The 13,094-nt window shown below is 48.1% G+C and carries 15 protein-coding genes; 5 read left to right on the top strand and 10 right to left on the bottom strand.

Annotated elements, in window-relative coordinates:
* The first annotated feature begins 149 nt into the window (after window positions 1-149).
* From FM042_RS00940 to FM042_RS00930, 3 genes are all read left to right on the top strand, one after another.
* Window positions 150-833: an outer membrane lipoprotein LolB gene (locus FM042_RS00940; protein ID WP_143233884.1), complete on the top strand. Its 684-nt coding sequence runs from the start codon at window positions 150-152 to the stop codon at window positions 831-833.
* Window positions 809-1,687 carry a 4-(cytidine 5'-diphospho)-2-C-methyl-D-erythritol kinase gene (gene ispE, locus FM042_RS00935; protein ID WP_232366315.1) on the top strand — a complete coding sequence of 293 codons (879 nt, stop codon included), beginning with the start codon at window positions 809-811 and terminating at the stop codon, window positions 1,685-1,687. The genes FM042_RS00940 and ispE overlap by 25 nt, the downstream gene beginning before the upstream one ends.
* 70 nt (window positions 1,688-1,757) lie before the next feature.
* Complete coding sequence (locus tag FM042_RS00930) at window positions 1,758-2,705, top strand: ribose-phosphate pyrophosphokinase (protein WP_143233882.1); 948 nt, start codon at window positions 1,758-1,760, stop codon at window positions 2,703-2,705.
* An 87-nt stretch (window positions 2,706-2,792) separates the two neighbouring features.
* Here FM042_RS00930 and FM042_RS00925 read toward each other — a convergent pair whose 3' ends face one another.
* The 5 genes from FM042_RS00925 to FM042_RS11830 form a co-directional block, all read right to left on the bottom strand.
* Entirely contained in the window at window positions 2,793-3,512 is a 720-nt protein-coding gene (locus FM042_RS00925) for a hypothetical protein (protein ID WP_143233881.1), read from the bottom strand.
* A gap of 63 nt (window positions 3,513-3,575) precedes the next feature.
* Window positions 3,576-4,319 (bottom strand): nicotinamide riboside transporter PnuC, encoded by a 744-nt coding sequence (gene pnuC, locus FM042_RS00920; protein ID WP_221931485.1) that lies wholly within the window; start codon window positions 4,317-4,319, stop codon window positions 3,576-3,578.
* Window positions 4,320-4,332: 13 nt separating this feature from the next.
* Entirely contained in the window at window positions 4,333-5,202 is an 870-nt protein-coding gene (locus tag FM042_RS00915) for a DMT family transporter (RefSeq protein WP_143233880.1), read from the bottom strand.
* A 76-nt stretch (window positions 5,203-5,278) separates the two neighbouring features.
* On the bottom strand, window positions 5,279-5,641 hold the full coding sequence (locus FM042_RS00910) for a nuclear transport factor 2 family protein (protein WP_143233879.1): 363 nt from the start codon (window positions 5,639-5,641) through the stop codon (window positions 5,279-5,281).
* 72 nt (window positions 5,642-5,713) lie between these two features.
* Window positions 5,714-5,863: a hypothetical protein gene (locus FM042_RS11830; RefSeq protein WP_185960657.1), complete on the bottom strand. Its 150-nt coding sequence runs from the start codon at window positions 5,861-5,863 to the stop codon at window positions 5,714-5,716.
* Between the two features lie 226 nt (window positions 5,864-6,089).
* On the opposite strand from FM042_RS11830, the gene FM042_RS00905 reads away from it, so the two are divergent.
* Window positions 6,090-7,283: a hypothetical protein gene (locus FM042_RS00905; RefSeq protein ID WP_143233878.1), complete on the top strand. Its 1,194-nt coding sequence runs from the start codon at window positions 6,090-6,092 to the stop codon at window positions 7,281-7,283.
* Entirely contained in the window at window positions 7,243-8,778 is a 1,536-nt protein-coding gene (locus FM042_RS00900) for a type II and III secretion system protein (protein ID WP_143233877.1), read from the top strand. Before FM042_RS00905 ends, FM042_RS00900 begins: the two co-directional genes overlap by 41 nt.
* A 10-nt stretch (window positions 8,779-8,788) precedes the next feature.
* Here the strand turns inward: FM042_RS00900 and FM042_RS00895 are convergent, their stop codons facing one another.
* The 5 genes from FM042_RS00895 to FM042_RS00875 form a co-directional block, all read right to left on the bottom strand.
* On the bottom strand, window positions 8,789-10,618 hold the full coding sequence (locus tag FM042_RS00895; RefSeq protein ID WP_143233876.1) for a sensor histidine kinase: 1,830 nt from the start codon (window positions 10,616-10,618) through the stop codon (window positions 8,789-8,791).
* Window positions 10,609-11,280: a response regulator gene (locus FM042_RS00890; RefSeq protein WP_143233875.1), complete on the bottom strand. Its 672-nt coding sequence runs from the start codon at window positions 11,278-11,280 to the stop codon at window positions 10,609-10,611. The genes FM042_RS00895 and FM042_RS00890 overlap by 10 nt, the downstream gene beginning before the upstream one ends.
* A gap of 253 nt (window positions 11,281-11,533) precedes the next feature.
* Entirely contained in the window at window positions 11,534-11,743 is a 210-nt protein-coding gene (locus tag FM042_RS00885) for a cold-shock protein (RefSeq protein WP_143233874.1), read from the bottom strand.
* 214 nt (window positions 11,744-11,957) lie between these two features.
* Window positions 11,958-12,506, bottom strand: a complete 549-nt coding sequence (locus FM042_RS00880; RefSeq protein ID WP_143233873.1) for an NUDIX domain-containing protein — start codon at window positions 12,504-12,506, stop codon at window positions 11,958-11,960.
* A gap of 76 nt (window positions 12,507-12,582) precedes the next feature.
* On the bottom strand, window positions 12,583-13,089 hold the full coding sequence (locus tag FM042_RS00875; RefSeq protein WP_232366314.1) for a GNAT family N-acetyltransferase: 507 nt from the start codon (window positions 13,087-13,089) through the stop codon (window positions 12,583-12,585).
* Between the last annotated feature and the right edge of the window lie 5 nt (window positions 13,090-13,094).

Below are 13,094 nucleotides of genomic sequence, written 5' to 3'. Positions count from 1 at the left end.
TCGCGCGCCAAACAAGGGCGACCACCGGCCCTGTATTGTAAGCGAAGCGTCAGTCTATTGAAAGCAAACTAGAAATCGTGGTCAACTAAATATCAGTTGTGGTTTACTGGTCCACATATCTCTATAACTCCCGCGAACAGGCGAACTAAATGCGTTTAACTTTTACTCGATGGTTGCAGTTCCATCGATTGCTCGGATTAGGTTTGTTTATTGCCTTTCTCACTGCATGCGCAAGCACGCCACAAACCTCTGACACAGTCGCACCAGAGCGCCATGCTGATCATCAAGCTTGGTTATCCCAGATCGTGTTTTGGAATATTCAAGGCAATATCGCCTTTTTCAATGATGCCGATGGGGAGCGCGATGCCGCGCGTTATACCTGGCGTCAGCAACACACACCTGAAACCACGTCCTTTCGCCTCTATCATCCGTTACGGGGAACTCTCGCACGCCTCGAGCAAAATGAATCCGGTGGTGTGTTTACCAATCTCCAAGGCGAAACCTTTAACGCGGAACACATCGACGAGTTGCTTTACACTCATACTGGAATGCCAATTCCGTTTCATCTCATGTCTGAAGCCATTATTGGCCTCGAACCGCAAGTATCCATTGCCAACCGGCGCTGGTTCGAAAGCGGCGCCTTAGCGAGCTACACCGCAGATATCAGCCAATCCCCTTGGAACCAGCAAGTATGGCAGGTAGAACTCAGCGACTACCGAGTGGTCGTGCACAACGGACGCTCTTTCACCATGCCGCATATGATTGAAGCGAGCCAATACCCGCTGCGGATTCGCTTTCAAGTGAGCCAATGGCGCGAGGTACTGGTGGAATGACCCGCATCTATCCGATTTACACGCTGCCCGCACCGGCAAAACTTAATTTGTTTTTACACATCACTGGGCGCCGCCATGATGGCTATCACGAACTAGAAACCTTATTTCAGTTTTTAGATTACGGCGATGAACTGAGCTTTCAAGTGCTGGCAGACGATGTTGTGGAAGTCACGCCTGAGTTACCTGAAGTACCCTTAGAGAGCCATTTAGTGTATCGCGCAGCACAGCTATTACGCCCCTACCGTAAACAGCCCCAAGGGGTTCGTATCCATGTCGATAAACACTTACCCATGGGTGGCGGCGTTGGCGGTGGCTCGTCGAATGCAGCCACGACGTTATTGGCATTAAATCGCTTGTGGCAATTAGGCTTAAGCACCGAAGAACTAGCCGATCTAGGGTTATCTTTGGGTGCCGATGTTCCCATTTTTGTGCATGGTCATGCCGCATTAGCACGCGGTGTCGGAGAACATTTTACCCCCGCGTTTCCCGAGCAAGCGTGGTACGTGGTGGTTCACCCGGGAGTGCATGTAAGCACCGCGGAAATATTTCAGCACCCAGACTTGCCACGTAACACGCCACCAATTCAAGGACCCATTGAAAATTGGCAATCCTTTCACAACGATTGCGAAAACTTGGTCTGCTCTGTGTATCCACAGGTTGCCAGCGCACGTCAGTGGTTGCTAAACTACGCTCCGTCACGATTGACGGGGACCGGAGCCTGTGTGTTTGCCAGTTTTTCAACAAAAACAGCGGCCCAGCAAGCTTTGCACGCATTGCCCGATAGCTATCGGGGGTTTGTCGCACGAGGAGTGAATCAATCGCCAGTTCTTTCGGCATTGAAACAGCTCCCCTGATGCGAATACGGCAATGTGAAACATCCGTCTGCCCTACTCTCACATAAATACAAATTGGTCGAGGTTTACCGTGCCTGACATGAAGCTCTTCGCTGGCAATGCAACACCCGAGCTAGCCCGCAAGATCGCTGATCGCCTTTATATTAAGCTTGGAGAAGCTGATGTAGGTCGATTTAGTGACGGCGAAATCAGTGTTCAAATCAACGAAAATGTTCGCGGCTCAGACGTCTTTATTATCCAATCCACTTGCGCACCTACCAATGACAACCTAATGGAACTTATCGTTATGGTTGATGCATTGCGCCGCGCGTCTGCCGGTCGTATCACTGCCGTAATCCCTTACTTTGGCTATGCCCGCCAAGATCGCCGGGTTCGCTCTGCACGGGTTCCAATTACTGCGAAAGTGGTCGCCGACTTCCTATCTAGCGTTGGTGTAGACCGTGTCCTCACGGTTGATCTGCACGCTGAGCAGATTCAAGGGTTCTTCGACGTGCCCGTGGATAACGTGTTTGGTAGCCCGGTGCTGCTTGAGCACATGAAGTTACAAACATTCGAGTCACCTGTGATGGTATCACCCGATATTGGTGGTGTTGTACGCGCACGTGCTATGGCGAAGTTAATGAACGATGCCGACCTCGCTATCATCGATAAACGACGACCGAAAGCGAACGAGTCCCAGGTGATGCATATCATCGGTGACGTGAGCGGGCGCGACTGTGTGATGGTGGACGACATGATCGATACCGGCGGCACCCTCTGCAAAGCAGCAGAAGCGCTGAAGAAGAATGGGGCTAAACGGGTTTTCGCGTATGCCACCCACCCTGTCTTCTCAGGTAACGCTGTTGAAAACCTCCGCAACTCAGCTATCGACCAAGTGATTGTGACCGACTCCATCCCCCTCTCCGAAGAAATGAAATCTCTAGAAATCGTCACTCAATTAAGTTTGAGCGGCATGCTTTCTGAGGCATTACGTCGGGTGAGTAACGAAGAGTCAATTTCGGCGATGTTCGAATATTAATCGCTGATTTTAACTGTATTTTCATAAAAAACGGGAGCCTGAAGCTCCCGTTTTTACTTCGCCACTTGTAATCTTAATATTATTTAGTTAATTCCCAACGAGCCACGCCATTGAGCGCATCCACGGCTCAGTCATCGCGACCATTATTCTAATAGGCACTGAGAGTATGATGATCGCCACACCCCAGGCCATTGCTTTATGAAGTTTGCGGTGCTTAATGGTATCTATTACTGCAGCAAGCACAACCAGCGCGATCATAATGCCAAAGAATACAGGCAAACCTCCTTGTTCGATAAAGCTTACGGGTATCCGCGCAATAGGCGCGGTCAAAATCGAAAGCGTTGCCAACAACATCAAGCGTTTATGAATGTCTGGACGGCGCCGATAAACAAGCGCAGTAGCAATAAAGCCAGCGAAAACTGCGATATCAAAAAAAGGAACGGCCATAAATGCTAGGACAGGTACATCAGATGCCGGAGAGATTCCCTTTCGTCCCGACTCTATGGTAACGGCTATGCCAAGCACAACCACCAATATTGCAAATACGGCTCCTGAAACACCGAGCCGTCGATGCAAATCGTTGCGCCCCTTAAGGTTCAATCCAACTTGCGTTATGAATAACGCAAACCAAATCGTCATACTAATGCCGTGAATAACTAACAGGTTAGACAGCGTGGAATTGAAAAATAAACCTTGAAGGTAGAAGCTTTTCGCAAACCCTGTAAAAACAACGAGCGTTGCAATTAATCCAAGCCACAAATACATCATTGAGCGGCGGTTTGTATCTATTATAGAGGTAGAACCCATCTTATTGTCTCCTTATCCTAGGTGCTCACCTAAAACAAGTACAACGGGCGAAGCTTGGTAATTTTAGTTCGTATTACTCAATTTGCTAGATTTCCACCAACCATACAGACCGACAAACGCATTGATTTGATACACCATCGTTTGAATCGCAAAAATATAATTCTGATTGACCAAATTGACCGTTAACCAAACAAAGTTAACAACAATCCAAATCCCCCAGCTAAATGAATAGCGTAGAATCATCGTAGTTTGCGCGGTAACACCCAGCACAAAAGCAATCACGTTAATGCTGTACCAACTCACATCCACACCAAACAAGCTGACGGCAGCATCACTCCCTGACTCAATAAAACTATATTGCTGTAACTGCTCATTCAGCCAAGGGAATACCGCTAAACCAACCGCGATAAACACTCCCGTAATCAGCCAAACTCCAACACTGGCATCACGAGGCACCATATTGCCGTCGCCATCTTGGTTTTTCTTCCAGTAAAACAAACCATAAAGATGCGTGATCAAGTAAAACATCGGTGCGAGCATCAAACCCGTCGCGCCCATGCGCCCTTGTACCGCGATCTCACCGAGATTCGCCGTTATACCCAACCCGTTTCCGCTCAGATTACGGCGAAATGCCAGCGCGACCACACATACCAAACCAATGGTTGCCACCACCAGCATCGCAATATCAAGCGCGCCCCGCTCGGTGGTCAGCCAAAAACCCCAAAACAGCGCCAAGGCACCACAAAGAAACCAAGCCATCGCCCATTGACGCTGCCATTCGTTGGTTATTTTATCGAGAAATTTCACGCTTGCTCCTTGGTTATGAGATATTTATTCTACGGTTAGTTAAATCTTGCCCCCGCTGCCATATCACCAGAGCGACGCCCCCGAGAATAGCGGCTGAGGTTACGATAAGGCGCAAGGTGATTGGCTCTGAAAGGAGTATAACGCCGCCAATGGCAGTAATAACGGGCACACTAAGTTGCACTGTGGCGGCGCTTGATGCTCGCAATGCGGGCAGTGCCGTGTACCAAATCGCGTACCCTACACCGGAGGCGAGAGCACCAGACGCAATTGCATAAATCACACCGGTGATATCCATCGACATCCCACCGAGCATCAACACGCTTACGATGGCGGCCATCGGCACCGCACGCAAGAAATTGCCAGCGGTAACACGCGTTGGATCCCCACCGTCGCTGCCGCGCAATGAATAAATGCCCCAGCCCACGCCTGCCGCCAGCATCAACAGTGAACCAAACAACGGTGGCGAGGAAAGCCCTGGCAGTAACAAACCGACTAAGCCACCAAAGGCGAGAGCAAAGCCCACCATTTGCAGGGCTCGGAATCGTTCCCCTGCCCATAGTCCGTAGCCAATCATGGTTACTTGCACGGCGCCGAACAGCAGCAAAGCCCCAGTGGCAGCAGAGAGCGTAATATACGCAAAGGAAAAACCGGCGGCATACACAAACAATGCAAAGGCGGAAGGCCAGTTACCCGCACCTAGCCCAATACCGCTTCGAAGCTGCACGATAAACCAAAGCACTAAAGCGCCTGACATGAGTCGAATCGTGGTGAAGCTCGCGGCATCGATATCGGTATGTAGAAGTGCTGCCCGGCAGAGAAGCGAATTGGCAGCAAAGGCGAGCATTGCCAAGGTCGTGAGCAGTATCACGCGGATCAGAGACATGCGAATGGTTCCGAGGCGCGCAAAGTACTATCCCTTAACCGCCGAGCAATACTGTATGTGCCATGCTGACTCATGATCACGAATCAGAGCAATTCATCACATAGGATACTAACTCTGCGACCTTGCCATCGCGCAAGGTATACAAATCGCAGAAGGTGAATTGTTTGCGCGTGCCATCCTGCTCAATCATCTTGATGCGACCACTTAAAACTGCCTCGTCACCACTCATAATCAAGCGTTCGTTGATCACTTCCATTTCTGTGTCGGCGATCAGCATGTCTTTTAGCCAGGCTTTAAATGCATCTTTGCCGCGAACACCAGAATCATCGCTTGCCATGCGAAAGTGAATATCATCAGTCACACCGTTAACGATGGTATCGATGTCATTATCTGCCCACGCTTGATTAAACTTAGTCAAAAACAACTTGGTGCTGCTCATTGGATTTTTCCTCCTATCGTTTTGGCTACTTACTTTAGGTCAGTTATTGCCTAAGTGCAGCGTACTGGGACCTTAATCCTTTCTCTTACCACGCAAGTTTTGAATAAAGCGCTGATAATTATCATCACCAATGGCTTGAAGGTTAGCTGCCGCGCGTTCTTCAGTGGACCGGTTCAAGGTGGTCTGTAATCGCTCTGCATAGAGGCTATCATGAAACGCCATCAACGGCTCGTTGCCGCACGGAGAGTTCGAAAAGACATCGACTCGGTGGGCGTTCTCTTGAAGGGAAGGGAAAAACGACATGACGAACTCTGTACATTGCTGAATGATCGGACCATATACCCTGTTCATGGTATATCCCGAATCCCAGATAACTTCAATACTTCATCATGGACACCTTCGCTACGTTGGTGGCTGACACCAAATTTCGTTTACGGAGGGAAGCACGATGAACAAAAACAAAAATAATTTCGGATACTGGAAGCCACCCATAGCGCTTTTAACGTTGGCGCTAGCGACTGGATTAGCATCTCCGACGGTGCATGCAGCAGTAAGCTGCAAGATAGACGACGTTAAGGCGAAGGTTGAAGGTTTCTCTAAAAACGTTTCATCACAGGAAAAGGGTTTCAAAGATGAGCACGCGAAGAGTACCTCGTCTGACTACTCTAAAAATCATTTCAGTGCTTTCGATAACCTCAACAAGAATGCCAAAGAAGCGCACAACTTGATCACAACAGGCTATGATCTCGCCGCGCGTACCAAATTACTGAAAGAAGGCCAGATTCAAAACTCGCTCCCCCCTAAAGTTACTAACACCATGAGCAATGCAGTAGAGTTAGCTCAGGCCGCTCTCAATGAAAAAAACACTAGGCTCGATTTAGCCATCATGCGGTGTGCTCAATCCACTGAGGATACTGCGCTTTCTGCCTACCTTGATCAAGCGGGTTCTAGTGCCAAATCGAATTACAAGGACACGAAGCGAACCGCATGTAAGCTAGTACAACTGCTCGCTGATTTGCAAGACAAGCAGAATAAACTGAACGACATTCGAAAAGATGGCTATCCCCTTTTCTTCCTACATGCGTCGAAAAAACATCAATTTGCCGGTACTTACACCCGCACCATCCAACTCAAAGTAGACCTCCGCATGTTACCGGAATACCCAGAAAAACCCGTTCATGATACCAAGCTCAACGGCCAGCCCTTGCTACTCGGACAACTCACGGGTATCGATCTCTCGTACAACTCCTACTTCAAATTCAGTGACAATAACTGGACCAAGTTGAATCTGTTTCAGTACATCATTAGCGATACCTCTGGCGGTCGAGTCTGCCCCGTGACGGTTCCTGTGAGCGGAAGTGTGAAAGCCAGATTATGTATTGAAGATATGAGAGTTCATACGGATAAAATTACCGTTAAAGTTGGAGCCCGATTCAATTATAACAACGATTGGAAGTACGTTGGCTTTGGTACTCAAACCATTCCAGCTCCCTTCGGTTACCTAGCGGATGTATCCGATATGAAAGAGAAGAAAATGCAAGATCTGAAAGCAAAACTAGCTGACCGAGTGATTTCTTTGCTTGGAGATTATGGAGACATGATTGAAACAGCTCAGCAATGGCAAAAAGCATGCTCTTCCTAACGCGTCTGGAATGAAGTTTATGACCACAATCAAAACCATCAAACGAGCTGCCGTTTGGCACGCTCGTTTCTTTTTGTTATCGGCACTAATGATACTTTTTCTATTACCTGGATGCTCAGGTGGGCTTCCTTTCGGTGGCGTCCCTCGTATCGAGACGAGGTTGGAACCTTTCCAAAATCTGGGCTATGACTGGAAAGGGCATTTCCAATATGGGCTTGAAATGTTGGAAGGAGAGTTTTTGGACACTCATAAAACAGTTTTTGCCCGAGCGGCCTTCTCTAGTGCGGCGCGTTTCGCCCGTGATCATGCGCCTTCCTATGTGGGGCTAGGCCTAGCTGAATTAAATTTAGGGAACTTCTCTGAGGCGCAGGTTGCATTTTTGAATGCCGCTCTGATTGACGATCGGAGTATGTACTGGGCTTTGGCGGCAATAGCCGCTTTACGCAATGGTGATGAAACGGTGGCGTTTACACTATTTCATGCCATGCAATCTGCAATTAAACAGGATGATGATCTCGTAAGCCAGTTCATTCGGTCTGTCTACATGCCAAGTGATGAATCTTACTCTTTACCGATGATGTCACCGGCAGTGCGACACGCGGAACGACTAGCGGACGAGGACCTTATTTGTGAAAGCAATAGTGAAGAGAAAGTCTGTCAAGATCTAAACATTGTCGCCAAGGTCTACTTTGTGCGCCGTTATTCCTCTGATAACGTGACACGGGGAACGGATTTCTTTAATGAATTATCGGTAAAATTAGGCGCAGAAAAAACCTTTGAATGGGTAAAGCCTGGAGACAGTAGCATTCTGACCGAGGTATCGCTTTCCGTACCTGAAATTCAGTACGCCGTTCGCCTAACACCACAAAACGTTAATAGCAGTTTCTATGTGAACGCAGCACCTTCGATCATTACTTCTTTGGGCGAAAACTCAGAGATTCGCGAAGGCACCAATCTCACAATTTTATATAACTCCGAAGGCTATACGGATGATTTCACAGCGGAAATTGGAATGATGCTGAGCATGACACCTGAAGTAGCTACACCGGAGAATGTAAAGTTGAGACTGACCTTCGAACTGAGCTCCATCAATGCTCTAGAACCTTCGCAGAATGCCCAAATACTCGATGTATCAAGTAATACGTTTACGGTTGCTGGCTATTTTCCCTATGGAAAACCCGTAGTTTTAGGCACTATTTCCAGTGGTAGCCAAAAATATAATAGCAGCGGGCAAGTTGGGTTTAGACGACTTCCTGTTGTTGGTGGCTTTTTCGGAAAATCTCAGGATATCCGTGTTACCTCTGATACTCTAGTTCTGGGTATATTATCAGAGCCTAGCGCATTCCGAGGGACTCGTGAGCAACGTGTGCTCGCGGCCATGCGTGCGAAGGGGGTGAATTATCCCACTGAAGAGAAAATTATGAGACGACAAATCATACACCTCGCGCCCGATCTCACAGCTTTAGTGATGGATTTCCTTAAACAACAAAGTTAATCACTTTTACTCACAATGGGACATAGCACCCATCTCCGTCACCTAATAGCGGTAGGTGCAACGGGAGTAGTAAAGTAAGGCGCGTACCATTATCGAGGGGCTCAATAAATACATCCCCTCCGAGCTGGTGAATGCGTTGGTGTATGTTTTTTAATCCGCAGCCAACTTGTTTAGGGCTCTTTGAGCAAGGTACTCCATTATTTTCCATTGTGATACAGGCTTGCCCACTACTGTCTGTATCACCTCTCACCGTGATTCTGGTCGCCTTGCCATGCTTGATCGCATTGGTGGCCGCTTCTTGCAGAATGCGTAATACATTCAATGCCTGAGAAGGAGTGACGCCAGAAATTTCCGGTAAACGAGCCATAGACCAATCGAGCGTGATACCTAAACGTTTGAATTGGCGGCAAAGCCGCTCGCGCAGCCCATCCAGAGCAAGCGGCAATCCGCGGTCATCAACATCGAGGGAGTGAATCACGAGGCGAAGGTCGTCCAGAGCTTCCCGGGCAGCATGCTCGACCTGGTCCGGTTGTCCACGCTCCGATAAGGCAATGATGGAAGCTAAATGGCCACTAAGACCATCATGCAAGTTGGTCGTAAGACGTTGCCGCTCAGCATTGAGGATTCGCTGATGGGCCTCCCGCTGTTCCTCTGCATGCAGTCGCGCAAGCTGCTGCTCTTGCGCGTTAAGTCGCTCTTTCAAATAGATGTTTACACTATCCAATTGCGTCAAACTGATGCCGAGCCGACGCATGAGAATGATCGCGAAGCCAATCAGTAACAGTGGGCGATAGTAAATAGATAGAAAGATCGGACCATCCAACATAGATAGAATGATAAGCACGTCATGAATGCTTGCTATTGTCGTCATGAGGAGTGGAAACAGAAGCAGCCAAGCCTCCTCATGGCGATACCGCAATGCAGCCCACATTAAAATGGCAAGACTCACTAACAAGCACATAATATTCAGGGGAATATTGATCAGAAGCACTAAATGTTTTGTAGACACCACGCCCAGCAGAGCCAAGAGAATACTACTAGCGGGTAAGATAAATGCCGCCCATTGTAAGAACCGAGGCGGCGAATGCCCTGTAATCAACATCGCCACAATGACAATGATAAGCGCAGCTGAACCACCGAGCATGCTAAAGTACGGCATCCACGTAACTAAGCTTGGGATCAAATCATGCGCCAGGCCCAAGTAAGCGACCATGGAGAGTAGTAACAATAAGGTCAACCAAGCAAACAAGCGATCTCGAGGCCGATATAACCACACGACCAGCACGACCAACGCGATCAATAGCTGCGCTGCCAAAACCATCAATTTTAAGTATTCAAAGAGAAATACCCGTAAACGATACTGGTAACCTAGTTGTTCAATACTACCGACATAAACCCGCGCCAAATATGCAGGACTTAGACCGACTGATTGTATATGCAGATCAACGATATTTCTGCCCTCGCTTATTAATGAGGGCGGCAGAGCTACCATCGCCGATGTTCCAGATGCCAGACCTAACATAGTGGTGCGCTTTCCAGTGTCATCAATGAGAATACCATTCAATTCAATGGTGGCTCGCTGACTGAGAACTGGGATATATAAGTACTGTTGAGAAGTGTGATCAATATCGAGTACTAGACGATAATGTCCCCAGCTCCCAGGTGCCTGTCGCTTTTTCGGAAGTGTAATTTCCTGTCGTTCCTCGCCGCTGATCTGTGTGGCAGTCGTGATAACTTGAGCACCTTCAGGTTCCGGAAGCGTTAGCCAAAGTGGTACGCTCGCCAAAACAGTGATGGTCGCCCATAAAATCCCGAACCACCGCAGGCGTTTTACAGCCATATTAACCCTCGTTTCTGGGCTTCATATACCGCTTCAGAGCGATTGTGGGCTGCCAATTTTCGGTAAATATTTTTGATATGTACAGGTACCGTATGGCGAGAAATACCCAACATTTCAGCAAGCTCCATATAGGTAAAACCTTTGGCGATCCCCCGTAATACCTCCGTTTCTCGCTCGGTCAATGTTGGGGTCTCGTCACTGGGAGCCGGCGTGTTCATACGATTAACCAAAATACGAGCAATGGATGGCGAAATCGGAGAGCACCCAGCACGCAAAGCTATAATAGACTCCACTAATTCAATCGGGGTAGCATCTTTGAGTAAATAACCTACAGCCCCCGCTTCAATGGCTCTTAGCACAGTTTGATTATCGGCCAGGACAGAAATCACCATACTGTCAGCGTCTGGATTGATGCGACGCAGCAGACGAATAGCATCCGTTCCATCACCATCTGGCAAGCTTAGATCTGTCAGCAGAAGATCAATACCCTGCACCTTGATTACCGACAGAGCCTCGTTGAGGGTCGCGCACGCCGCCACTAGAACCGCGTTTTCCCAATCGCAAAGAATGCGAGCAAAGCGCTCGCGCAGAACTTCGTCATCCTCAAGTAGAAGGACACGAATTTTCCCATGAGGTATCTCGTCCACTGTATCTCCAGTCATAAGCGTGACCCTACCTTGTAGCGGCCAAAGTAATTTAAAAGAGGAATCACAATTAGTTGCGATATACAGAATAGATCTATTAGCGATTTTTTGGAATTAATGATTGAGCAAGCCGAAGACGGAGCGTAATTGAAATGCTGAAGTATAAATTCCCATAAAAAAAGCGCACCCGATGGGTGCGCTTTTGAGCTTTCTGATGTTTTAGTGTTTAGTTGGCATCACTTGCGTGGTTGCAAACTACACACTCGTAACATTAAAGAGCTACGATATTCTCAGCTTGTGGGCCTTTAGCGCCCTGAGTCACGGTAAATTCTACACGTTGACCTTCAGCAAGCGTTTTGAATCCTGAGCTCGCAATTGCGCTGAAATGTGCGAACACATCGGCGCCACCTGGCTGCTCTAGAAAACCAAAACCTTTCGCTTCGTTAAACCACTTTACAGTACCAGTTACAGTATTAGACATAATTAATATCCTGAAATTTAAATATAAGTTTGCCTTAAATTTTTAAGGCGGAATTCGGAGAGAAAATAACAAACTTTTAAAGCGACAGGACGTACGTAATTACGAATAATATGTAACGAAGTGCAGATCTAAAAAATATTTACTAACCAACGCGGCCTAGACTACGCTGTTCTGAGAGTAAGTCAACACATCATTTCGAAAAGACCATTTAATGTTAGCCAATTAATGTGTCACGTAGCTTTTCAAGCACTATGGTTTCTCGATGGATACTCAGCCCCATGCTACTCGGCTTCTTCTCTATAACCCTTCGGTTATGCTGGAGCGCTTCGTCTGGGGTGACCCACATTGCGTGCATGCCATTGGCTTGTTCATAGTCTTCTAAGTGATTATTGCCGAGCTGCTGTGCGATAGCGCAGAAGTACCAAAAAGAAGTTTGGTACATCACGTCCCAGTCTTTCTTCCAGGTAGGAACAAACTCGGTCACTTTGCCAAACGCCTCCTGAACCTCAATCTCGCGGGCACCGGTTTCTTCGCTCAGTTCGCGTACAAGAGCGGTTTTAGGGCCTTCTGCAGGATCAATACCGCCACCGGGAAAGCTAAAATCGTCATATCGCTCGGTGTACATCATCAGAAGTTTCTGATCACGTTGCACAATAGCCCGCGCTGCTTGGCGCTCCAATACTCGGAGGTGATTCACACTGCGCGGACAAATGAGGTTATGTTCAGCAAGGGATTTGTGCACCAAATGGGAAATTAACTGCATACCTAAACTTTACTTCACACTTTATGAAAGAAAGCGCGCATCATACTTAAATCGATACGAAAAGCCACGCGTTTTGCTAACGCGAAGGGCTAATTATATAGCGTTGAATGGTTTCACCCCCATCCTCAATTTCAGAATCAAGCACTCCACCGTTGGCCAAAATCATGCGCGCAGACGCCTGATTATGTTTGTAGCAATGCACATGCACAGGTTGAATGCTCCGTGCCCATGCTTGCTCCAAAGTGAGTCTCAGCAAGGTGGCCCCTAATCCTTTGCCACGCTCGCGCGGTCGAACACCCAAACCGATATGTCCGCCGGCCCGCTCGATCCTGGCATTCAAATAATGCCGTAGGTTCGCAACACCAATCATCTCTTGCTGATCCACCAACCAATAGGTCGTCGAGGGCACAAAACCCTGCGGCAGGTCTACGCCCATACGAAATTGCTCAAGCTTGGCGAGCATGGCTGGAAAATCCGCATGATCAAAATCGAGCGGGAATGGGTAGCGTTCCTCATTCCCAAGCTCAGTAATATAATCGCGATAAGAGCCCTCATATTCCAAACATGGAAGTATCAATCGCACCCAAG

The sequence above is a fragment of the Aliidiomarina halalkaliphila genome (genome assembly GCF_007096385.1).
Taxonomy (GTDB): Bacteria; Pseudomonadota; Gammaproteobacteria; order Enterobacterales; family Alteromonadaceae; genus Aliidiomarina; species Aliidiomarina halalkaliphila.
The sequence above is the reverse complement of the archived record's forward strand: the minus strand, read 5'-3'. Positions and strand labels throughout refer to the sequence as shown.